The sequence below is a fragment of the Salinibacterium sp. VpJ6 genome (assembly GCF_059767345.1).
In genome coordinates this window covers 1627660-1647745 of record NZ_JBSOQL010000001.1, presented here as the reverse complement: position 1 = coordinate 1647745, position 20086 = coordinate 1627660, and the positions used below count along the sequence as shown (strand labels likewise).

Genomic DNA, 20086 nt, shown 5'->3' with positions numbered 1-20086 from the left:
GCACGACAGCGCGCTCTTAGGGAACCCGAAGTTCCTTCAGGGGGTCACGGCGTGCGGCGGCGAGCGCCGGAATGAGGGCAGCAATGAGCCCGGTGACGATCGCCAAGATGGCTACTGCGAGGAAGAAGTTCAGCCCCGGTAGCGGGTCACCGCTCAATTGCAGTCCAGTCGCCGCGGCGACACTTCCGATGGTCGCGCCGATGCTACTCAGAACTGCTACCTGCGTGAGAAGCAGCCCCACGATGAGCCCCTGGGAAGCCCCTAACGCGCGCCGGCGGCCAAAGTCTTTTCGGCGCAACATCACGAGGCCGTACAGAATTGCGGCAGCAAGCACTGCCGTCAACGCGAAGACCACGAGCACCAGATTACGGCCGAAGCTGCCGAGCTGACCCTGCACTAGCGACCGCAACTCAGCCAAAGATTCACTCGTGGCAATGGTCACTTTGGTGGGGTCATCCACCGCGAGCACTGAGCGAACAGCCGCAGCAATCGGCGCAACGAGGTCTGGGCGCTCCGCGATCACGACGAGAACACTGACGTCCGCCGGCGCCGCGCCCGACTCCTGCTGCTGAGGCACGACAACGAGCGGTTCGAGAAAGGCGAGATAGTCGGGCACCGTGATGCGACCCGTGATCGCATAGTCGGCACCGCTGGAGGAAACTACTCCCCCGGTCTCATCCGGCATCCCAAGTTGCTCAAGCGCCATTTCTGATGCCAAGGCCGACACATCGCTCAGCGGCAGCGCTCCCGTCAATGCCTGAATATCGTCACCGTAGGCCAGCCGCACCGGCACCGGCGGGCCATCCAGAATCGCAGCGTTGTGAACGTCGAGCGCTCCCCCGAAGGCACCCGCCCACGCGATGCCATCCACGTTGGCTAGGCGCTCGAGAACGGAGGAGTTCAGACCGGCACCGCTCTCGGCACGCACCACCACAGCGCGAGTTCCCGTGGAATCGATGGTGCCAAGAACGGCCTGCTCGGCACCGACAGTGCGCCCCGTTGTCAGTAAGACGGTCGCGCACATTCCGGCGATCATGATGATCGTGACAACGGAGGCGACGGGCTGGCTGCGTGCCGTCGCTGTTCCCTCACGCAGGATGGCGAGCATCCGCCGCAGGGCACTCATAGTTGGATCACCCTGTCACAGCGAGTAACGAGCGCAGGGTCGTGGGTGGCAACAACAACTGTGCCGCCGTTCGCCGCCTGCGCCCTCATCGCGTCGACGACGATGGTCGCCGAATCGGGATCCAGGTTGCCGGTGGGTTCGTCAGCGAGCAGGATGCGAGGGTTATTGAGCAGTGCCCGGCAGAGAGCAATGCGTTGAGCTTGCCCACCCGACACCTGTCCTGGAGTGTGGTGCGCCCGCAGGTTGACGCCGAACTGAGACATTAGTTCAAGCGCGCGGCGCTGAGCGGTATCCCGTGGCTCGCCGCGGTAGAGAGCAGTCTCGATCACGTTATCGAGCACGGTGCGAGTCGCGTCGAGAGCGGCATCCTGAAACACGAAGCCGAAAAGGGTTGCCCGCAGGCGGGCGCGCTGGGCATCCGGCAGTCGCGTTGACTCTACGCCATCGAGCAGCACGTCCCCGGCGCCCGGTTTAAGCATGAGCCCGAGGAGGTAGAGCAACGTTGACTTGCCTCGGCCCGAGGGCCCAGTGAGGGCGACGACTTCTCCGGCCGAGAAGGTGGCATCCCAGTCGGTGAGGATGGGCGTGTTCCGGTTGTAACCGAAGGTGATTCCGCGTGCTTCGAGCAGCTCGTGGGGCACGGCGCTACCCTCCCGAGGCCGGGACCCGCACGCGAGTTCCCGCCGGCACGCCTTCGATCACGGACATGCCACGAGCACTCGTGACGACGGTGACATCATGGGCAACGGCCTCGGAGTCGATCACGCTGATGGTGCCGTCAGCACCGCTCAACAACGCAGCCGAGGGAACAACAAGTCCACTTACCGTCTCAACGGTGACGATGCGAGACGACAGCAGTGTTTGCCCTGTCACCGGAATGGTGGAGCATTCCTCGCCGCAAATAACACTGTCATCAGCGCCCGCGAGGATGATCGTGGTTTCTCCCGACTCTGAGGTTTCACGATCGACGACGACCGCTTCCCACACCGCGTCGCCGTTCGTGATTTCTACCCGGGTGCCGTTGGGCATGAGTGAGGACTGTGATTCGGTGACCGGAATCTCAAAAGTGGGTGACGGAAGCAACCCCTTCACGACGGCTTCGCCCCCGCCGAGACTTGCGCCGCGCTTGACCACGTCGGTGTCGAGCGCAAGGCGCGAGGGCAGTGAGGGCACAAAAACGAGATCGCCCGACTGCACGACCCCATCGCGCTCAAGGCCAAGGCTTTCTTGCCAGGCTCGAACAGCCCAATAGGTGGCGTAATCGAACTCTCCGTCGGGCGTCCACTCATAGAAACCGAGGTCGGACAGCATTGCCTGCAACTGCTTCACATCTGCGCCCTCTGTCCACAGTTCGAGAGAGCGGAACGCGGGGATCGATCCCTGGGCGACGACGACTGGCCGCAAGTTCACCGTGTAGAGGATGCTGCCCTGCTTCGCTTCATCGCCAGCCGCAATTGCCACACTCGTGACTGTTCCGGAGGCCTGATTGCTGCCCACAGGAACAGGCGTCCATTCGGCAACGGTGTTCAGGTTGATGCTCGATCCGACCTCACCATCGACAACCTCGACGTACGTGAACGCTGTTGAATCAAGTACATCCTTTGCCGGAGTGAGAACAGTGGATGCCGCCCAGCCCACACCGGCGCCCACGAGAAGCACCACGAAGCCGAGAGCTAACGCGGGCACGATGCGGCGGCGCGGTTTTTCATAGAGGCTCAGTTCCGTCGAGGAATCTGTCATTGTGAGGCACTTTCAATTTGAAGGAGTATTGAAAGAATACCTATGTTGCGCCGGCTGGTGCAGTGTGCGATCACCCGAAGAGGCCCTCGGGGTTCTGGGGACACTGCTCATTCAACGCCAACCAATCCGATACACCTGTTGCACTGGCGTACGGGGTCCACGAGCCTGCGCTGTAGGTTTCGAGGAACTTTTGGCGACTGGGAGGTTCCTCAACAGTGATTCCTTCCGCAGTGAGGCAGTCGGTGAGGTCACCGGTGTAGTAGTCGTAAAGGTAATTGAGCTGCGCATCGCTGAACGGCACGGTATAGCGCGGGTCCATGGGGTACTTGATACTGCACGCGTACATCGCCACTGCATAGGGTTCCTTCTGAGCATCGGTCAATGTACCGCCTACGCCCTCGTCCACCACATTGGTCTCAAACCCTTCTTCGTTCAGGCATTTGCTCATCACGTGGGGCCATTCCTTCAACGACACCAAGGCGACCTGCGACACTGTCGGCACGGAAGCATCCGGGTAAGAGGCACGAAGTTCGGCGAGCAGGCGCTCATTCTCTTGCTCTACCGCGGCCATCGCTTCCTCCGGCGAAAGCGAAGACTCCACAGGCCCACCATTCCCGCCGAGGATCGAGCAGCCTCCCAGAGTCAGAACACCGACAAGGAGCAGAGAGGCCAACTTCGATATGTGATGCACGTTTTCCTCCTCGATTGAGAGCTGAACTGCACTCTCCCGCTGAGATTAGTTGCCGGGTGAGACCCAAGCAATGCAATTCAGCACATTTAGAGAGTATTAGTCGATTTTGGTGGGCGCGTAGCGCGCGGCATGCCCTCAGTCTCCGGAAGGTGGCGTACTCAGCGGATGACGATCGCACGCGCTATCGCGCAGATTCAGCGCGCCAAACTCTCCACCACGCGGCCGTAAACGCGCGGCAGTCGCGCGGCGAACGGCACGATGGCCCGGCGCAGCGGTGAGTTCGCCGCCGCCACAAGCCCGGTGGTGAGCATCCGAAAGTCGCGGGTCACTCGCCGCCATTCGCGTTCGTACCGTTCGGGTTCGCCGGCAACGATGCACTCGATCGCGGCGCGCGCTTCCGCCAGCCCTAAGCGGATGCCCTCCCCCGTGATCGCATCGACATAGCCAGCGGCGTCGCCCACGAGAAGCACTCGGCCCGCTCGCTGCCCGGTCGTGTTCTGCAATAGCGGACCAGCTCCCCGCACGCTTGACGCCGGCGTCGCGCCGCGCAGTCGTTCGGCGAGCGCCGGCACACTCGCCAACGCCTCCTCGAACGACGTCCCCCGCGGGCCCAACACCGCAATGCCCACTTCGGTGTCGCTCACCGGCGTGACATACAGCTCAGCAGTCGGCGCCCAATGAACCTCCACGAGATCAGTCCACGGAGCAACCTCAAAGTGCTGCCGGATGCCGAACCGCCGAGAATCACGTCGCCTCACGCGGCGAGGGCGCGCGGCCACACCCACTAGCTCACGCACCGTGGAGTGCAGGCCATCGCAGCCGAGCATCCACCGCCCCTCGATGGTGCGCCCGTCAGCGAGGTGCGCGGATACCGCGCCCGCGCTCGCTTGCGTCTTCGTGCCGCCTTGGCCGCTTTCTGCGCGGTTCGCACTGCGACTCCGGCCATCCATCTGCGCCCCGTCGCCAAGCTGCTCGATGGCCTCAACCTTGCCGTGCTCGAACTCGACGCCGAGCTCAACCGCGCGTTCGCTGAGCGCCCGGTGCAGTTCGGTGCGACGAACGCCGAGCGCGGTATCCGAGGCGAAACGGTGTTCGGCAGTGCGGGTGCCGTCTTGATAGCTGATGCCGGCGATCCTGCGCCCGCGCGGGTGAACCCCGAGCGCGGCGAGTTCGGTGACGGCACCGGGCATGACTCCTTCGCCGCAGGCTTTGTCGATGGTGCCGGTGCGGGGTTCGATCACGAGCGCGCTGAGGCCGTGCATCCGCGCGTTGGTCGCCGCGGCGAGACCAATAGGCCCGCCACCGACGACGACGACGTCGACGACCGGGGAAACTCTCGGTTCTGCCACAACATCGTCGGCCGCACCGGCAGCAACCGCATCCTCGCCCGCCGCACTCATTGCGTCAGTTCGCGCAGCGCCCGGTTTTCGGTCGGGATGCGGAACGCCAACAGCAGCACCGCATTCAGCACGGTGAACACGATCGCGGTGACCCACGCGGTGTGCACGAGCGGCAATGCGATCCCCTCGATCGCGACAACCAGGTAGTTGGGATGCGGCAGCCACGTCAGCTTGTACGGCCCGCGGTTCTGCACGCGGCCGGCCCCGGGCACCACAATCACCCGGGTGTTCCACTGAGCGCCAAGCGAGTTGATAATCCAGTAGCGTGCCGCCTGGCAGAGCAGGGTGATCACGAGCATCGGCATGCCCAGCCACAACAGGAAGGGGCGATCGGCAACGATCACTTCGACAACGCAAGCAATCAGCAGGCCCGTGTGCAGAGCCACCATCCACGGAAAATGCTTCTGCCCATACTCACGACCGCCACGCTCGAACGCCGCAGCAGCGTTGCGCTTGGAGATGCGCAGCTCATAGAGGCGCTCCATGCTCGTGCCCACGATGAGGGCGATGTAGGCAATGACGGTCATGCTCACCACTCCAAGAGAACGAATTCGGCGCTCACTCCCGGACCGAGAGCGAAGGCGAGAGCGTGACTACCGGGGGCTGGCGCAGGGTCGGCGTGCAGAGCATCCGCCAGCACATGCAGCACGGCCGCCGACGACAGGTTGCCGACGCGCGCGAGGCAATCCCAACTCGACTGCAGGTCGCGGCGCTCAAGTCCGAGCGAACTCTCGAACGCTTCGAGCACACGCGGGCCACCCGGATGCGCGATCCAGGTATCGATGTCGGCAATCGTCAGGCCGTTGCGGCCCAGAAAGTCGCTGACTTCGCCCGGGAAGCTGTTTTGAATCACGTCGGCGACGCCCGCGCTCAACACAATCTCGAAACCGGTGCCGCCCACGTTCCAGCCGATCACATCGTGACTGTCGGCGACGAAGGTGCTGCGGGTGTCGATCACGCGCGGGCCCGGCTCGCTGCGGTTCTCCCCCACCATCACGACCGCTGCGGCTCCGTCGCCGAAGAGGCCTGTGGCGACAAAGTTGGCCATGCTGTGGTCATCGCGCTGGAGGGTGAGCGAGCACAGCTCGACGCTCAAGACGACGCCCACTTCATCCGGATGCCCGACCAGATAGTCATGCACACGGGCCAAGCCCGCGGCCCCCGCCAGACAGCCCAAGCCGAACGAAGGAACCCGTTTCACATCGGAGCGCAGCCCCAGCCGAGGAATCAGCAGCGCGTCGATCGAGGGCGCCGAGATGCCGGTGACGGAAGTGAAGAAGACGAAGTCGACATCGCTCGGGGCGAGGCCAGCATCCGCGAGCGCCGTGGTCAGTGCACGCTCAAGCAGCTCGGCCGAGACGCGGATGAACTCATTGTTGGTTTCGCGAAAACTGCCTAGTTCGGGATACCGCTCGAGCGGAAGCGCCATGTGGCGACGGTCGATTCCGCTGGCACCGTGCATCCGCTCAATCACGGCCTTATGGCGGGAATTCTCGGCCAGAAGCGGCGCAAGCATGCCGGTCATTTCGGCTTGCGTGTAGCTATATTCGGGCACCACCGGGGCGACTGCCACAACTCTGCTCATTCAGAGACTCCGCTCATTCACAGAAGTTATCACGCGCCGAGGGTGCGACCCTCGTTGCGGCGATAGGCACGCCACGCGCGCCAGGCGCCGGTCGACCAGAGCGCCCAGAGAACGAGCACGGGCTGGAACGGCATCCGGATCCAGCGTTTGAGGTCGGTGTCGAGCCCGAGCGAGTCAACCTGATTCACGAGCTGTGAGATGTTGCCGGGGTAGATCGCGATGAAGAACGCAGCGGCAACCCAGCCCACGTGCGGGCGGTATTTCTTGGCGAAGATGAGCGCACTGCCGAGCGCGATTTCGACAACACCGGATGCCACGACCACGAAGTCTTGGTCGAACGGTTGCCAATCGGGCACTTGGGCTTGAAAGTCTTCGCGGGCGAACGTGAGGTGGCTGATGCCGGCAAACACGAGCGAGGCACCGAGCGCGATGCGTCCGACGCGACGGCCGATACGGCTGGCTCGCGATGGCTCGTCGAGGGTGCTGGTGGATGTCGCGGAGTAAGTGCGCTCTGGTGTCTGGTCCATTTCTTCATTCTTGTAGGGTGGGCTTGGCGTCTGCCGAGTACGCTCGTGCGTTGCGGTCGCTCGGCACGCCGAAAGCGGTCTCCGGATGCGCGGGTGCACACTGTTGGCATGACTGAAGACACTGCGTCCTCCTCGCCTTCTGCCTCCATACCCGCGGCGCCATCGCCCGATCTCGGCGTGACGTCGCCGCCTGCAGACCGTAAGCGCCCCACTCTTCTCCGCCACTGGAACGCCACCGCAGTCACTTTCGCGGTGCTTTCCCTCATCGGCTTAGTCGGCACGTGGATCTTCAATGCGCTAGCGATTGTGCAGATGCGCGACTATCTCGGCGACTGGTTCGGCAGCGGGCCAGCCGTCAACTCGCTCGGCGTCGACCTTCTCGTCGTAGCCGTGGCGGGCAGCATCCTTCTCATCGTCGAAGCGCGACGCCTTGGGATGAAGCGGGCTTGGCTCTACATCGTGCTCTCGGGCATCACGGCCTTCGCGTTCACCTTCCCGCTGTTCCTCGCGATGCGCGAGCGCAAGCTCGTGGAGCTCGGTCGCCGCTAGCGCGCTAGTCCTTCCAGCATCTGCCACAGAAGGTGGGAGAATCAAAGGATGAAGATCCTCTCGATTCAGTCCGCAGTCGCGTTCGGCCATGTCGGCAACTCTGCCGCGGTGTTCCCGCTGCAGCGCATCGGTGTTGAGGTTGTGCCGGTCTACACGGTCAACTTCTCGAACCACACGGGCTACGGCGCGTGGCGCGGACCGATGATCGACCCGAGCGATGTCTCTGAAGTAATCGCCGGCATTGAGGATCGCGGCGTCTTCCCGCAGATCGACGTCATCCTCTCGGGCTACCAGGGCGGCGAGGGCATCGGCGATGTCATCATCGACACCGTTGCGCGCGTCAAGGCAGCGAACCCGAACGCGATCTACGCCTGCGATCCCGTGATGGGCAATGCGAAATCCGGATGCTTCGTGGCCCCGGCCATCCCGATCCTGCTGCGCGAGCGCGTGGTTCCTGTCGCCGACATCATCACCCCTAACCAGTTCGAGCTGGGCTTCCTCACTGAAACCGAGCCCGACACGATCGAGTCGACGCTGGCCTCCGCCGATCTCGCCCGGGCGATGGGCCCGAGCACGGTTCTCGTGACGAGTGTTGAACGGCCCGACCGCGAACCAGACACCATTGAAATGATGGTGGTGACGGATGCCGGAGCCTGGATTGTGCAGACCCCGCAGCTACCGATGAAGGCCAATGGTTCCGGTGACGTGACCGCCGCCCTCTTTACCGCCCACTTTGTGCGCACTGGCGACGCCGCTGATGCTCTGGCTCGCACAGCATCCAGCGTCTTCGACCTACTCACCAAGACCCTTGAGTCCGGCGAACGCGAGCTCCAGCTCGTGGAGTCACAAGAGTTCTACGCGAACCCACGGATGCAGTTCACTACGCGCCAGGTTCGCTAAGCGCCAGAGCGCCAGAGCGCCAGAGCGAATTGCCGGTGCAATAGGGCGCACTCTAATAAGAAAAGGCCCACCAGTCGGTGGGCCTTTTCTTGTACCTCTGTTGTGCGATTGCACTGTGCGCGAGGGGGGACTTGAACTGACCTCGACCCCCTCGCGCCGCGAATCTCGGAAGGGCGTTCTGCCGCATAAAATCAACGATCTACGGCATGTGACCTGTGGATAACTCCACCGCGATACCCCGACCTGCAGGTTGCTTAGCACTTTCGTTAGCACTTTTCACGGCCGCGCTGAGCGGCAAGGGGTGCGAACGTGACAGGCGCAGGCGTCACCGCCGTTTCGTCCATCGAACCAGTATGAGCACGGTCGTCCAAGTCGCCAGAACCACGAAGGGAACCGGCGTGACGGCGAGCATGGTGATGCTGAGCGTCCCGAGGATCGCGAGCAACGGATCGCTGAGCGCCCAGCCGACTTGCACGACGATGCTGATGTCACCGGCCGGGGTGTTCACGGGCGTGAGCAGGCTCGGAGGAAGCGGGCATTTCAACGCACTGCCGAAGCGAAGCGCAAGCGTCAAGATGCCGACCGCGCATGCTCCCGCGAGAGCGAGCCCGAGCGCAGTGCTCGTGGCAAGTGCGGTGGCGATCGCACCCATAGGCAAGACGGTGAGCATGGCGGTGAGCGGGAAGAGAGCGTGAAGAGCTACGAGGCTTCGATCGCTGATGCCATACAGCGGGTAGTCGCCAGCGATGCTGGCGGCGTGTTGGAGTCCCTTGGTGAGTGGACCACTGGCGCAGTAGATCGCAATCCCTGCGGCTACCGCGAGAAGTGCAGACGGCGTGCCGGGAGCGAACGAGAGGGTGATCAGGAAGCCCGCGATAGCCGTCGCGAGGATCGCGCCCAGCGTCCGGCCGGGCGTGCGAGCTTGTCCGACTACATCCCGAATGAAGAAGACTATCCATCGATGCCTGCGTGCTCGGACGGCACGGATGTGCCGTCCGAGTCGCGGTGCCGCCTCATAGACGGACGTTGCCGCACTGAAGTCGAAGGAGAACGAGAACGCTGTAGCCCGTTCCCATTGCGCCGCTTGCGCGCCCAACTGCATCCCGGTGAGCCGGTCGAGCATGACCGGCGTCATGATGATAGACACCGCGGCGAGCATCGAGAGGGCTACCAGTGGAAGGACGGCCGATCCCGCTGGTGGATACGTTGCACCCGCCCACCCCCACGGCGTGAATGCGAGCAACGGCGGCATCGAAAGGCTCATCCCCGCAAGAATCACCAGGGTCAGCGCGATCGGGAAAGCGGCATGCGGGAATACCTGTCCGGCCAACCACATTCCTGCGGTCACGACGCCGGTGCCGATAGCAGCGACGACGAACGTGACCGCGCCCCAGAGTTGCGTCTCCCCATGACTGAGCACGACCATGCCGACGAGCAGCGCACTGGCAACAGACACGGCGACGATGACCGCCACGGAACGGAGCACCGGCCTTCGGAGAGCGGCCGAGCGGCGGATGCCGCTGCTCGTCAACGCGTGAAGAAGAAACGGCGGCAGCAGTGCTGGGCCACGCCAGCGCCCCAAGACCATCGCGCAGGCCCAGAGCGCTGCGACGAGAGCCGAAATCGTGATGGAAGCATTGACAGAGGTCAGTACGGCCAACCCGCTCGGGCTGCTCGCGATAACCCAAACGGCGCGCACGATGGGTACAGCAACGATCACCGCGACGAGAACGAATGCGTAGAGAGCGTAGGCCTTATCGCCCCCGGTTCGTTCTCGCCGTGCCTGCCAGATGGCCTGCGCCGCCGAGGGCTTCGGAGCGCTCATGTCTGCGTCTCCAGCGTGATGGTCACATCGGCGGTGCCTCCCGCGAGACTGCGGCTGTGTGTAGCCGCCACGATTGTCGCTCCGGCCGCTCGCCGAGCCAGCATCGCCTGCGCGAGCAGTTCAATGCGGCCAGGGTCCAAGCGTTCCTCAGGCTCGTCGAGGAGGAGCACATCGAAGGGTCGAACGAACGCCAGCGCAAGCCCGAACAGCTGGGTCTGCCCAGAGGAAAGCTCGTTCGGATATCGCGCCCCCAACGCGGCGATCCCGAACTCATCGAGCACACGTTGGGAGACCGTATCCACTGACTCCGGGCTTTCCTCCCAGGTCGAGGACACGAGAGCAACATGATCGAACACGGTGAGATCAGAAACCATCGGCTGTAGGCCGATCATCACCGCCACCCTGCGGCGGAACTCAGGAGAGCGTTCGTTCACCGGCTGCCCGCTGATCTGGATGGTGCCGGTCGTTGGCGCGATACGACCTGCCAAGGCGCGCAGGAGCGTGGTCTTGCCCGATCCGTTCTCCCCGCGCAACGCCACGATCTGGCCCTGCACGGCATGAAAAGTGGTCAGCGGGAGCAGGAGTGTCTCGTTCGCGGTCACGCTCACCGCGTTCACCTCGATGAGCGGCAATCGTCCGTCGGGACGAAGGCCAGACTTGATGGCCGGAGTGGAGGATTTGTTTGTCTGAGGATCATGGTGCTGCAAAGCTTCGCCTTTGGTCGCGTGCGGGCAATCGAAACGGATCGATACCACCCACGACAACGCGACGATGCCTCAGCGCCCTGGAAGGGCGTAACCGAGAATCGAGCTACTTAGCCGTGGGCAGCGAGAACATCCGACGGCGCACGCGAACGCACCGTCCCCCGCGAACCCGGAGCGACGGGGCGAAGCAGCTGCCAAGAATCCGGCGTCGCTGAGCGAACAACCGACGACTGAACTGGCACGAAGAACCGCCGCGACAGAGTGCGCGCGAATCGCAGAAAGAGCGGAACCGCAGCAACCAGAGCGATCGCCAGCAATGCGAACGCGAAAGGCAACGGAACATCAGGGGTCAGCGGTAGCACGCCCAGATAAAGCAACACCAAAGTGAGCTTGATCGACGCCCAGCGCTTCTCCACAACACTCACCTCCAGTCACCATCAGAATATCTGACCGCCGCTGACGAACAGCTATCCGCTCAGCTCCTTCAAACTCAGCTTCAACGCGACCCCTGTTCTTCTGAATTGACGTATGCTACCGTGGTAGGTACCATAGTTGCCGTACTAGAAATGATCGGTAGTGAGTCTGATGCATGGCGGTGTGATCCTGTTCCGGGGAACCGGGGCCGACGCGCGCCGCTATGTCGAGGCCGACCGCTCCCGCGCCGATGACTACTACCTCGGCGCTGACACGTCCGTGGCGCAGTTCACGGCGCTCGACGGTGACGGGAACGTGACCGCGGCTCTGGGTCTTGACCCCGAGGCGTATGCGGGCTGGGTGGACTGGACGAACCCGCTCACCGGGGAATCGATGGGCAAGCCTCGTATGCCGGGCGAGGGGAGGCAGGGATCGCCCCGGTTCGCGGAGCTGGTCGTGAACGCCCCGAAGTCGCTGTCGATCGCCGCGGCGCTCCACCCGGAAGTCTCCGCCGCTCTTGACCGGGCTCAGCAGGATGCCGTGGGCGAGATTCGGCGGTGGCTCGCTCAGCACTCCGTGACCCGCGTGGGGCCGCGCGGGAATCAGGAAGTCGTGCCCGTTTCGCAGTTGCAGACGGTGGCGGTGTCGCACCGCACCAGCCGGGCGGGTGATCCGCACCGGCATATCCACTTCCAGATCGGCACCCGTGTGTGGGCGGCTGGGAAGTGGCGGGCGTTGGACACCGCAGCGCTGTTCCGACAGCAAGGCGCGATCCGCGCCCTCGGCACCGCTGTCATCGCCGCGCACCCCGAGCTTGCGGAGGTGCTGGGCCGGCACGGCCTCACCCTCGATCCGGTATCGGGCGAGGTGGTCGAGCTCGAGCGGTTCAAGGGCGTGATGAGCAAACGCGGCGCGCAAGTACGCAAGCATCTCGAACGGCTCGAAGCGGAATGGGAGGCGGCGCATCCGGGCGAAACTATGGGGCCGGTCGTGTCCGCCCGCCTCGCGGCGAAAGCGTGGGCGCACGAGCGGCCCGCGAAGAAGCCCACGACCCTCCGCGAAGAACAGGCGTGGGTAACCGAGTTGCGGGAGGCCGGCTACGATCCGTCCACGTTGCGCCGGCCCGCGCGTCGTGCGCCGGCGTCACTGGACGACCTCTCCGTGCAGACAGTCGCGAACCGGGCACTGGATCGGTGCGCGGCTGGTAGTTCGGCGTGGACGCGGCACACGGTGCAGGAGCACGTCACCCGGATCATGACCGAGTACGGCGTGCAGGCGGCACCGGCCGAGATACAGGAGTTCGTGCAGGTTGCAACATCGTTGGCGATGGAGGATTGCTTCTCGATCCTCCCGCCCGGCACACCGGCCCCGGAGCATGTGGCACACCTCACCTCACTCAGGGTGGTGCAGGCGGAGACGGAGCTGCGCGACCTCATCGCCGCGCGCATCCCGCAGCAAGACCCTGGGCACCCGGACGTGCGCCGGGCGGCGCGCAGGCGCGGTCTGGACGCTGGGCAGGAGCGCGCCGCCGCCGCGGTCGCATCGACCGATCCGCTCGTGGTTGTAGAAGGTGCAGCGGGGAGCGGGAAGACGACGATGCTCGCCGTTGCAATCGAGGTCGCCGCACGACACGGGCGGGCATCGCGGGTGGTCGCACCGACATTGCGCGCCGCGCAGGTCGCACACGCCGAACTCGGCGTGCCCGCAACATCGGTTGCGGCGCTCGTGCACGCCCAAGGGTGGCGGTGGAACAGCGATGGCGTATGGACACGCCTCGCACCGGGAGACACCGACCCGGAGACGGGCCGCACCTACCGCGGCCCGGCAGAGGGCGCGCGGCTGGTGTGGGGTGAGCGGGTGACCGTGGACGAGGCCGGGATGCTCGACCAGGACACCGCAATCGCGTTGCTCACCGTCACCGCCGAGGCAGGCGCGACGGTCGCGCTCGTCGGGGATCGGGCGCAGCTCGCGGCGGTCGGGCGCGGCGGGGTGCTCGATATAGCGGCACAGATCAGGGGGCGCACCTTCGACATGGCCAAGGTGCACCGCTTCACCGATCCCGCCTATGCCGAGGTCACGGTGCGGATGCGCGACGGGCGCGACCCCGGCGAAGTGTTCGACCGGCTCACCGCGCTCGGCCTCGTCCGCCTGCACGCCAGTGACGAGGACGTGCGCGAGCACATCGCCGAGCAACGCCGGGAGGGAGAAGCCGTCACGGTCACGTCCAACGACGAGGCGCGCGCCGTGAACGCGCGTATCCGTGACGAGCGGGTGGCGCGCGGCGAGGTCGACGACCACCGCACCGCGACCGGAAGCGACGGCCTCCCCAGCGGTGCCGGGGACGTGATCCAAACGCGCAAGAACAACACCAGCATCGGCGTCGCGAACCGCCAGAACTGGATCGTGCAACGAGTCGATAAGGACGGGGCATTGCGGGTGCGCGAGACCGGAAACGGGAGGAAGCGGCAGCGTACTGTGCGCCTGCCCGCCGAGTATGTGGCCGAGCATGCGCACCTGTCGTATGCGGCGACCGCCTACGGGGTGCAGGGCGCGACCGTCACCGGGTCGAACACGATCCTCACCGATGCGACCAGCGCCGCGAGTGTGTATGTCGGTATGACTCGCGGCCGCGAGCAGAACCTGTTGCACGTCGTCGCCGAGAGCCAGGAGCAGGCGCGGGAGCAGTTCGTCGCGGCGATCGAACGTGACCGCGCCGACCGCGGCCTCACCGACGCGACCGAGCTTGCAGCAGAGTCGGTGCGGGGGCTGGTGGAGGATGGGCCGGTGCGTTTGGTGCAGACCGAGCGGGCACGCCTCACGCAGGTCATCGAGCGCGCGGAACAGCACGCGGCCGTGTTCGAGGAAGCCGCCGCGCGTTTCGCCGCGCAGAAGCAGGCGCATCACGTCGAAGCCGAGGAGCACGCCGAGTATGTGGCCCACACGAAGACGACCGCCGAGCATACCCGCCGCACGGTCACCACGGAGGTGGAGACGCGGGCGGGGGCGGAAGGGCACGAACTCGTGGAAGCTCGGGCGCATCTCCACACTGCCCGAGAGGAGGCGAGGGCGGCACGGTTCGGGCGCAAGCGCGCCGCCGCCCGGAACATCGACACTGCCAAAGAGTCGGTCGAGAAGATCGAGCGACGCGTCACCCAGACCTGGGGCACCGCACCGTCTCTCTTGCGTCCCGTCACCGAGTGGGCGAAGACCATCGCGACGGAACATGCCGACGCTCACCCAGAGGTCCGGGCGGCTGAACAAGCCCTCAGCGACACCGAGGCCGCGAAACAGCCGACCCAGCGGCAGGCCGTCGAGCGGGATCGCCTCACCGTCCAGGTGTACGGGGCGGAGCAGGCGCGGCAGAAGCGGGGCACCTTCCGCATCCCCAACCCCAGAGCCGACGCCGAGCAGGCCAGAAAGCGCGCGACAGAGGCGCGGCGGGTCATTGCGGAGTTGGACGCGCGCCCCGTCGCGGAGGCCGCCGAATGGCTCACCCGGCGACGCGAGCAGCAACGGGCCGAACGTGAGGCTTTGCAAGCCCGTCAGGAAGCCCTCGCCCGCCGGGGCGCGGGGGTGACGCGAACCGGGCCGGGTCACCAGCGAGGACGGCCCGGACTCGGCTTGTGACCAGGCCCGTCAGACGGCGGTCGTGAGCCTGCGGTTGTGCACCGCGATCGTGGCAGGCATCACGATCAGCGGCAGGGCGAACACGATCAGTGCGGCCCAGTAGCCCAGGATCGGCGCGAGAGCCGCCGCGCCGATGACGAGCACGCCAGCACCGATGCTTCGCATGGCGATCGTGCCGGAGGGGTTGACCTCCGGGCTCCGGAAGTACGGGATACGCGTACCGGGGTTCGCGCGCACCATCCGCACGAACGACACGATGAACAGCACCATGCCGACCGTGACTGCGACCCACCCGAACCACTCCATGACCGAAGCCTATCGACCTACGAGCGCGCGCCCACTGCGTCACAGAGTGTCCGCCGCGCGTCTTCGGCATCAGCGACCGAGAGATACAGGCGACGGAAATGCTGACCCGCGTCAAGCTCGATCTCCAACGCGTCCGCGGTTCCCGAATAGTTCCAGAAGCGTCGCTCACCGTTCACATGGAATGTGCCGCACAGCTTCCCCATGAAGTCGAGACCAGGAGCCCGCAGGCCGGTCGGCACACGATGAGGATCGCGCTCGATGCTCACGTTCGTGATGCTCCCCAGCGGTACTCGTACCTGCTTTCGGAACCCCCACACGCGATCCATTCCTCGCGGTGTCACAGTGAGTATCCCGTCTTCAACGGTGAGAGTGTTTCTTGCAGTCACAGCGTGCGTCTTTCGTCAGCGGTGTTCGATGGAAACGAGAATGAGCGGGCTTATGCACTGGCGCTGTACCGCTGCCGTGCGGCCTCGCCGCTGGTGCCGATTGCCTCGCCGACCTCGCGCCACGACAGGCGGTGCTCCCGCGCCGCCCGTACCGCGTCAGCGAGTTCACGTTCGGCGGAGTCGCGTCGCCAGGCGGCGAGCTTGACCGCCATGACGGGCGGGATCGGGGCGTCTTGGTCGCCGGGCTTGGGTTCGTAGTTCTCGAACGCGTCCGCGAACTCGTCGGCGCGGGCCTTGATGTCTTCGATAGAGCGTGGAGCCATGATGTTCACCTCAGATACTTGGGTCGAGCCGGACGCAGCGCATGAGCGATAGCGATCGCACCGTGCCATTCGATGACCCCGACCTCGACCAGGGTGCCGGTCTCGTCGGGGCCGATGAACATGGTCATCGCATCGTCTTGCACGAAGTGCCGGACAGGGAAACGGAGCGCATGGAGCATCGCCGCATCCGAGACACCGTGCCGGTGGGCGCTGTCTAGGATGATCGGTTCCGACTCCATGCTCACAAGTTTACTTGCCACAAGTTATCTTGCCAAGCGGATCGACGGAAGACTTGCGCGGGGGTGCCGATTCGGCACTGCCAGTGGGAGTGTCAGGACTCGCCGCTCTCGGTCACAGCGTCGGCGAAGAGGGCGAGGAACTTCTCGCGGGGGATCACGATGCGACGCCCGAGCTTGACATGCGGGATGGTGCCCTCGTTGATGCTCGTGGTGATCGTGCGGGGATCGACGCCGAGTGCTTCGGCGGCTTCCTTGCGGGTGATGACGAGGCTGCGCCGCTTGCGGAGGTCGTCCATGTCGAGGGTGCTCTGCCGCATGTTGCACCATCCGTTCGTGTCAGCGCCGAGAAATGTGGTTCATCCCACCGTAGAGAATCGCACTTGCGCTGTCAACCATTGCGTTGTAGTTTTCTACTATGGAAACAGAGAGGGTGCGGGGCAACCCCGCAGGCATCACGAACACGCACGTCGCGCAGAACATCCGCGCGGCACGCCAAGCGATCGGCATGGACTTGCGCACCATGTCCGACGGCCTGAAAGCCGCAGGGCGCAAACTCTCCACCTCGGGCATCAGCAAGCTGGAGGCCGGGGATCGCCGCGTGGACGTGGACGACCTGACCGTGATCGCCTACCTGCTGCGCACCACCCCCGCCGCGCTCCTGACCCCGCCCGACGAGCAGACGACCCTGACCGGGGTGCCGGAGGGGTACGAGCCGGAAGAGATCGACAGGTGGATGCGCGGAGAACTCGTCCTCACCGATGAGGGACTGTTCAACTACTGGCAGCAGGAATGGGTCATCTGCACCGACCGCATCCACCACCTCGAAACCACCCTCGCCGGCATGACAGCCCCAAGCCCGGAGGACCCCCAGAAGACGAGCGCGCACCCGAAGACCATCGCCGCCTACCAGGAACGCTTAGAGGCAGCGCGGGCACGCGCGCGCGTGATCCAGGAACGGGGCGTGCAGCTCGACCCGGAGGGGCGCGTGTTCAACGCCACCGACTACGCCGAAAACTACAGCAACACGCACCGGCCCGGCACAACCACGGCAAGGAGCACACGGTCATGACAGCGAAGAGGCAGCCCGCCGACACGGGCGGCGGGGGCGAGAAGCAGCAGCGACGCTCGCGTTCTCGGCAGCCGGGCTCGATCCAGGCTTACGACACCGACACGGGGAAGCGGTGGCGGTTCCAGATCTACGTCCTGAAAGACCCCGAATACCCCGAGATGGGATCGCGGCGGCTGACCCGTTCGGGATTCACCAGCACCGACGAAGCGAACGACGCCTTGCAGGAAGCGTTGAAGCAGCGCAAACAGAACGAGAAGTTCGGCAACAAGGTGCCGACCGTGGGCACCTACGCGGATGAATGGGCGGCAGGATTGAAGCTCGCGGCGTCCACAATCACGGGGTACAAGAAGATCATCCGCAACCACATCCGCCCCCAGCTCGGCCCGATCCGGCTCGACAAGCTCACCGCCACCCGGATCGCCCGCCACTACCGCGACCTCGAAGACCACGGCCGCAAGGACGAGTACGGCAAAGGCGAGCCGCTGTCGGCTAACAGCGTCCACAAGGTGCACGTCGTGCTCGGCGCGATCCTCGACGCCGCGATCGACGACGGGCACCTGACGGTGAACCCGGCGAAGAAGAAGCGCACCGTCAAGCCCCCGAAGTCCAGCGAGGTGCGGGCGCAGAAACCCGAGATCGCGACCTGGACGGCCGAGCAGTTGCAGACCTTCCTCACCTGGAACCGCGACACGCTCGAAGACGAACTGTTCCCGCTGTGGCGGCTCATCGCCTACACCGGCATGCGCAGATCAGAAGCTCTCGCGCTCCGGTGGTCGGACATCAACACGAAGACGATGCGGGTCAGCATCCGCCGCGCCGTCGATACCGACGACTGGACGAAGACGAAGACCACCAAGACCGGGCAAGCCCGCGTCATTGACGTCGACGCCGAAACCCTCAAGGTGCTCGCCTCCTACAAGGTGGCACGGGCTGAGGTGTCGTTCGAGCTTGCCAAGGCCGACGCCTACATCTTCGGCGACGACGACGGGAAGCTCCGCTCACCCGACGCAATGACGAGCCGCTGGGATCGACGCCTCAAGTGGGTCACCGCGAAGTTCGACAGCCTGCACCGCGTCACGATCAAGGGGCTGCGTCACACTCACGCGACCCTGCTGCTGGAACTCGGGGAGCATCCCAAGGTCGTGCAGGAGCGCCTGGGCCACTCAACGATCACCACGACGATGAACATCTACTCCCACGTCACCCCGACCATGCAGCGCTCGGCAGTAGACCGCTTCGCCGCCCACCTGAACGGCTGATCCAAGAGAGCGACGATTGTAAGACTCCGAACCGCTAAGCCGAGCGTCGAGGGCGGGTAACCGCGTAGATCTCGAAACAAATCCCGAGCACGATGAGGACGAAGCCGACGACACCGAGGGCTGTAAAGGTGACAACGAGAGCACCCGCAAGGACCAAGGCGATCGAGAGAATCACGCCAACAAGCGCCGCTGTGCTCAACTTCATACTTCGAGCCTATCCCACGCTGCTCTCATCGACTGAGGTGGCTGCGTCCTCACCTCACGGAACCGCTAAGCACCGTTTCTGTGGCCGTCCTGAACCACTCGCACATCGCCCTTAGCACTTTTTCTAGCACTTCCGACGCGAATGACCCCCAACCCGAGACATAAAATCCCAGGTCAGGGGCCATTCCATTCGTGTGCGCGAGGGGGGACTTGAACCCCCACGTCCTTTCGAACACACGGACCTGAACCGTGCGCGTCTACCAATTCCGCCACTCACGCGTGGATTGAGTTGAACACTCAACTGAGTGAGATTATCACAGCGCCGGGCCGTTCAACGATTCGTAGTCCGGAAGATGTTTAGTGACGATTCACAGTTTCGTCATATAAGGTCGATAGCTGTCCGTGTGTCTAAAGCCACGGGTTCAACCAGACTTGATCCGAAACTGTCTCAACCCGACAGACCACAGACCACACCCCTGGGGGTTACCGCGTGAAACGATTGCTGACACTCAGCGCAATCATGGCTGTTGTCGTGAGCGTGACTGTTCCAGCCGCTGCACACATGGAACCTTCGTCGCGCGACATCGAATCGACTGCTTCTGCAGCTTCGGCATCCGCAATCCTGCAGCAGTCTGCTGCTGTCGCTACGACTGAACCTGTTCAAAGTGTGCCGATCCAGTCCTTCGCTTCTTCAGTAGAAACCGAAATCAGCGCCGCACAGCGCGACAAGCTCTCGATCAAAGAACCTGAGCCCGAGCCAGAGCCCGTTGCAGACGTTTACACCGCTGGGCCTTCCGGTTCATTCGCTGGTACGTATGGCGGAGAATTCGCCGGGTTCCTTGCGGTCTGGCCCGCTAACGCCCCGGTCAACGACGGCTTCGGCTACCGCGGCTCAGAATTCCACGGCGGTATCGACATCATGACCGGTAGCGGAATGACAATTGTCTCCGCTTCCCCCGGTGTAGTGACCCAGGTCACTTACGGTGGCGGCTGGGGCCAGTACGTCAAGGTGGATCACGGCAGTGGCGTTTCCACCCTCTACTCGCACATGATCGCTGGCTCTCAGATGGTCTCCCCCGGCCAAACAGTTGCCGCCGGAACCCCCCTCGGCCTCAGCGGCGCCACCGGTTACGTCACCGTCGCCCACCTCCACTTCGAGACCTACGTCAACGGCACTCGCGTTGACCCCATGGGCCTCCTTCCTTAATAGCT

General features: G+C 64.5%; 23 protein-coding genes and 1 tRNA gene. 7 read left to right on the top strand and 17 right to left on the bottom strand.

From position 1 onward, the window contains the following. Positions 1 to 16: 16 nt before the first annotated feature. The 8 genes from ACWTV1_RS08155 to ACWTV1_RS08120 form a co-directional block, all read right to left on the bottom strand. Positions 17 to 1126, bottom strand: coding sequence for an FtsX-like permease family protein (locus ACWTV1_RS08155; protein WP_498504845.1), 1110 nt, complete (start codon positions 1124 to 1126; stop codon positions 17 to 19). Further along, positions 1123 to 1767, bottom strand: coding sequence for an ABC transporter ATP-binding protein (locus ACWTV1_RS08150; RefSeq protein ID WP_498504844.1), 645 nt, complete (start codon positions 1765 to 1767; stop codon positions 1123 to 1125). Before ACWTV1_RS08150 ends, ACWTV1_RS08155 begins: the two co-directional genes overlap by 4 nt. 4 nt (positions 1768 to 1771) lie before the next feature. Next, entirely contained in the window at positions 1772 to 2866 is a 1095-nt protein-coding gene (locus ACWTV1_RS08145) for a peptidoglycan-binding protein (protein ID WP_498504843.1), read from the bottom strand. A gap of 70 nt (positions 2867 to 2936) precedes the next feature. Beyond that, on the bottom strand, positions 2937 to 3467 hold the full coding sequence (locus ACWTV1_RS08140; RefSeq protein ID WP_498504842.1) for a hypothetical protein: 531 nt from the start codon (positions 3465 to 3467) through the stop codon (positions 2937 to 2939). Between the two features lie 284 nt (positions 3468 to 3751). Then, on the bottom strand, positions 3752 to 4957 hold the full coding sequence (locus ACWTV1_RS08135) for an NAD(P)/FAD-dependent oxidoreductase (RefSeq protein ID WP_498504841.1): 1206 nt from the start codon (positions 4955 to 4957) through the stop codon (positions 3752 to 3754). Continuing rightward, the gene (locus ACWTV1_RS08130; protein WP_498504840.1) at positions 4954 to 5484 is read right to left on the bottom strand and encodes an isoprenylcysteine carboxyl methyltransferase family protein; all 531 of its coding nucleotides are present in this window, start codon (positions 5482 to 5484) and stop codon (positions 4954 to 4956) included. Before ACWTV1_RS08130 ends, ACWTV1_RS08135 begins: the two co-directional genes overlap by 4 nt. A 2-nt stretch (positions 5485 to 5486) precedes the next feature. Beyond that, positions 5487 to 6542, bottom strand: coding sequence for a type III polyketide synthase (locus ACWTV1_RS08125; RefSeq protein ID WP_498504839.1), 1056 nt, complete (start codon positions 6540 to 6542; stop codon positions 5487 to 5489). 29 nt (positions 6543 to 6571) lie between these two features. Continuing rightward, on the bottom strand, positions 6572 to 7069 hold the full coding sequence (locus ACWTV1_RS08120) for a DoxX family protein (RefSeq protein WP_498504838.1): 498 nt from the start codon (positions 7067 to 7069) through the stop codon (positions 6572 to 6574). A gap of 108 nt (positions 7070 to 7177) precedes the next feature. Between ACWTV1_RS08120 and ACWTV1_RS08115 the strand changes: the two genes are divergently transcribed. Together ACWTV1_RS08115 and pdxY are read left to right on the top strand one after the other, a co-directional pair. Continuing rightward, positions 7178 to 7618, top strand: a complete 441-nt coding sequence (locus ACWTV1_RS08115; RefSeq protein ID WP_498504837.1) for a DUF2834 domain-containing protein — start codon at positions 7178 to 7180, stop codon at positions 7616 to 7618. A gap of 48 nt (positions 7619 to 7666) precedes the next feature. Continuing rightward, positions 7667 to 8518 (top strand): pyridoxal kinase PdxY, encoded by an 852-nt coding sequence (gene pdxY, locus ACWTV1_RS08110; RefSeq protein WP_498504836.1) that lies wholly within the window; start codon positions 7667 to 7669, stop codon positions 8516 to 8518. A 325-nt stretch (positions 8519 to 8843) separates the two neighbouring features. On the opposite strand, the gene ACWTV1_RS08105 is transcribed toward pdxY, so the two are convergent. The 3 genes from ACWTV1_RS08105 to ACWTV1_RS08095 all read right to left on the bottom strand — a co-directional run bounded on the left by ACWTV1_RS08105 (position 8844) and on the right by ACWTV1_RS08095 (position 11463). Then, positions 8844 to 10343, bottom strand: a complete 1500-nt coding sequence (locus ACWTV1_RS08105; RefSeq protein WP_498504835.1) for a hypothetical protein — start codon at positions 10341 to 10343, stop codon at positions 8844 to 8846. Continuing rightward, a complete protein-coding gene (locus ACWTV1_RS08100; protein ID WP_498504834.1) occupies positions 10340 to 11050 on the bottom strand; it encodes an ABC transporter ATP-binding protein in 711 nt (236 codons plus the stop codon). Before ACWTV1_RS08100 ends, ACWTV1_RS08105 begins: the two co-directional genes overlap by 4 nt. Positions 11051 to 11157: 107 nt before the next feature. Then, positions 11158 to 11463 (bottom strand): hypothetical protein, encoded by a 306-nt coding sequence (locus ACWTV1_RS08095; protein ID WP_498504833.1) that lies wholly within the window; start codon positions 11461 to 11463, stop codon positions 11158 to 11160. Between the two features lie 169 nt (positions 11464 to 11632). Between ACWTV1_RS08095 and mobF the strand changes: the two genes are divergently transcribed. Next, the gene (gene mobF / locus ACWTV1_RS08090) at positions 11633 to 15088 is read left to right on the top strand and encodes a MobF family relaxase (protein WP_498505049.1); all 3456 of its coding nucleotides are present in this window, start codon (positions 11633 to 11635) and stop codon (positions 15086 to 15088) included. Between the two features lie 9 nt (positions 15089 to 15097). On the opposite strand, the gene ACWTV1_RS08085 is transcribed toward mobF, so the two are convergent. The 3 genes from ACWTV1_RS08085 to ACWTV1_RS08075 are packed head-to-tail and all read right to left on the bottom strand — an operon-like array spanning position 15098 to position 16103. Next, positions 15098 to 15394: a hypothetical protein gene (locus ACWTV1_RS08085; protein ID WP_498504832.1), complete on the bottom strand. Its 297-nt coding sequence runs from the start codon at positions 15392 to 15394 to the stop codon at positions 15098 to 15100. A gap of 17 nt (positions 15395 to 15411) precedes the next feature. Further along, complete coding sequence (locus tag ACWTV1_RS08080) at positions 15412 to 15780, bottom strand: hypothetical protein (protein ID WP_498504831.1); 369 nt, start codon at positions 15778 to 15780, stop codon at positions 15412 to 15414. Between the two features lie 50 nt (positions 15781 to 15830). After that, positions 15831 to 16103: a hypothetical protein gene (locus ACWTV1_RS08075; protein WP_498504830.1), complete on the bottom strand. Its 273-nt coding sequence runs from the start codon at positions 16101 to 16103 to the stop codon at positions 15831 to 15833. A 41-nt stretch (positions 16104 to 16144) separates the two neighbouring features. Here ACWTV1_RS08075 and ACWTV1_RS08070 point away from each other — a divergent pair, with 41 nt between their 5' ends. Next, entirely contained in the window at positions 16145 to 16321 is a 177-nt protein-coding gene (locus tag ACWTV1_RS08070) for a hypothetical protein (RefSeq protein ID WP_498504829.1), read from the top strand. Positions 16322 to 16434: 113 nt separating this feature from the next. Here the strand turns inward: ACWTV1_RS08070 and ACWTV1_RS08065 are convergent, their stop codons facing one another. Next, positions 16435 to 16659, bottom strand: coding sequence for a helix-turn-helix domain-containing protein (locus ACWTV1_RS08065; RefSeq protein WP_454294185.1), 225 nt, complete (start codon positions 16657 to 16659; stop codon positions 16435 to 16437). A 98-nt stretch (positions 16660 to 16757) separates the two neighbouring features. On the opposite strand from ACWTV1_RS08065, the gene ACWTV1_RS08060 reads away from it, so the two are divergent. Next, on the top strand, positions 16758 to 17411 hold the full coding sequence (locus tag ACWTV1_RS08060; RefSeq protein ID WP_498504828.1) for a helix-turn-helix domain-containing protein: 654 nt from the start codon (positions 16758 to 16760) through the stop codon (positions 17409 to 17411). Beyond that, the gene (locus tag ACWTV1_RS08055) at positions 17408 to 18670 is read left to right on the top strand and encodes a tyrosine-type recombinase/integrase (protein WP_498504827.1); all 1263 of its coding nucleotides are present in this window, start codon (positions 17408 to 17410) and stop codon (positions 18668 to 18670) included. The genes ACWTV1_RS08060 and ACWTV1_RS08055 overlap by 4 nt, the downstream gene beginning before the upstream one ends. 34 nt (positions 18671 to 18704) lie before the next feature. Here the strand turns inward: ACWTV1_RS08055 and ACWTV1_RS08050 are convergent, their stop codons facing one another. Continuing rightward, positions 18705 to 18875, bottom strand: a complete 171-nt coding sequence (locus ACWTV1_RS08050) for a hypothetical protein (RefSeq protein ID WP_498504826.1) — start codon at positions 18873 to 18875, stop codon at positions 18705 to 18707. A 194-nt stretch (positions 18876 to 19069) separates the two neighbouring features. Beyond that, positions 19070 to 19153, bottom strand: a tRNA-Leu gene (locus ACWTV1_RS08045). Between the two features lie 211 nt (positions 19154 to 19364). Here ACWTV1_RS08045 and ACWTV1_RS08040 point away from each other — a divergent pair. Then, positions 19365 to 20081 (top strand): M23 family metallopeptidase, encoded by a 717-nt coding sequence (locus tag ACWTV1_RS08040; protein WP_229820412.1) that lies wholly within the window; start codon positions 19365 to 19367, stop codon positions 20079 to 20081. Positions 20082 to 20086 lie beyond the last annotated feature (5 nt).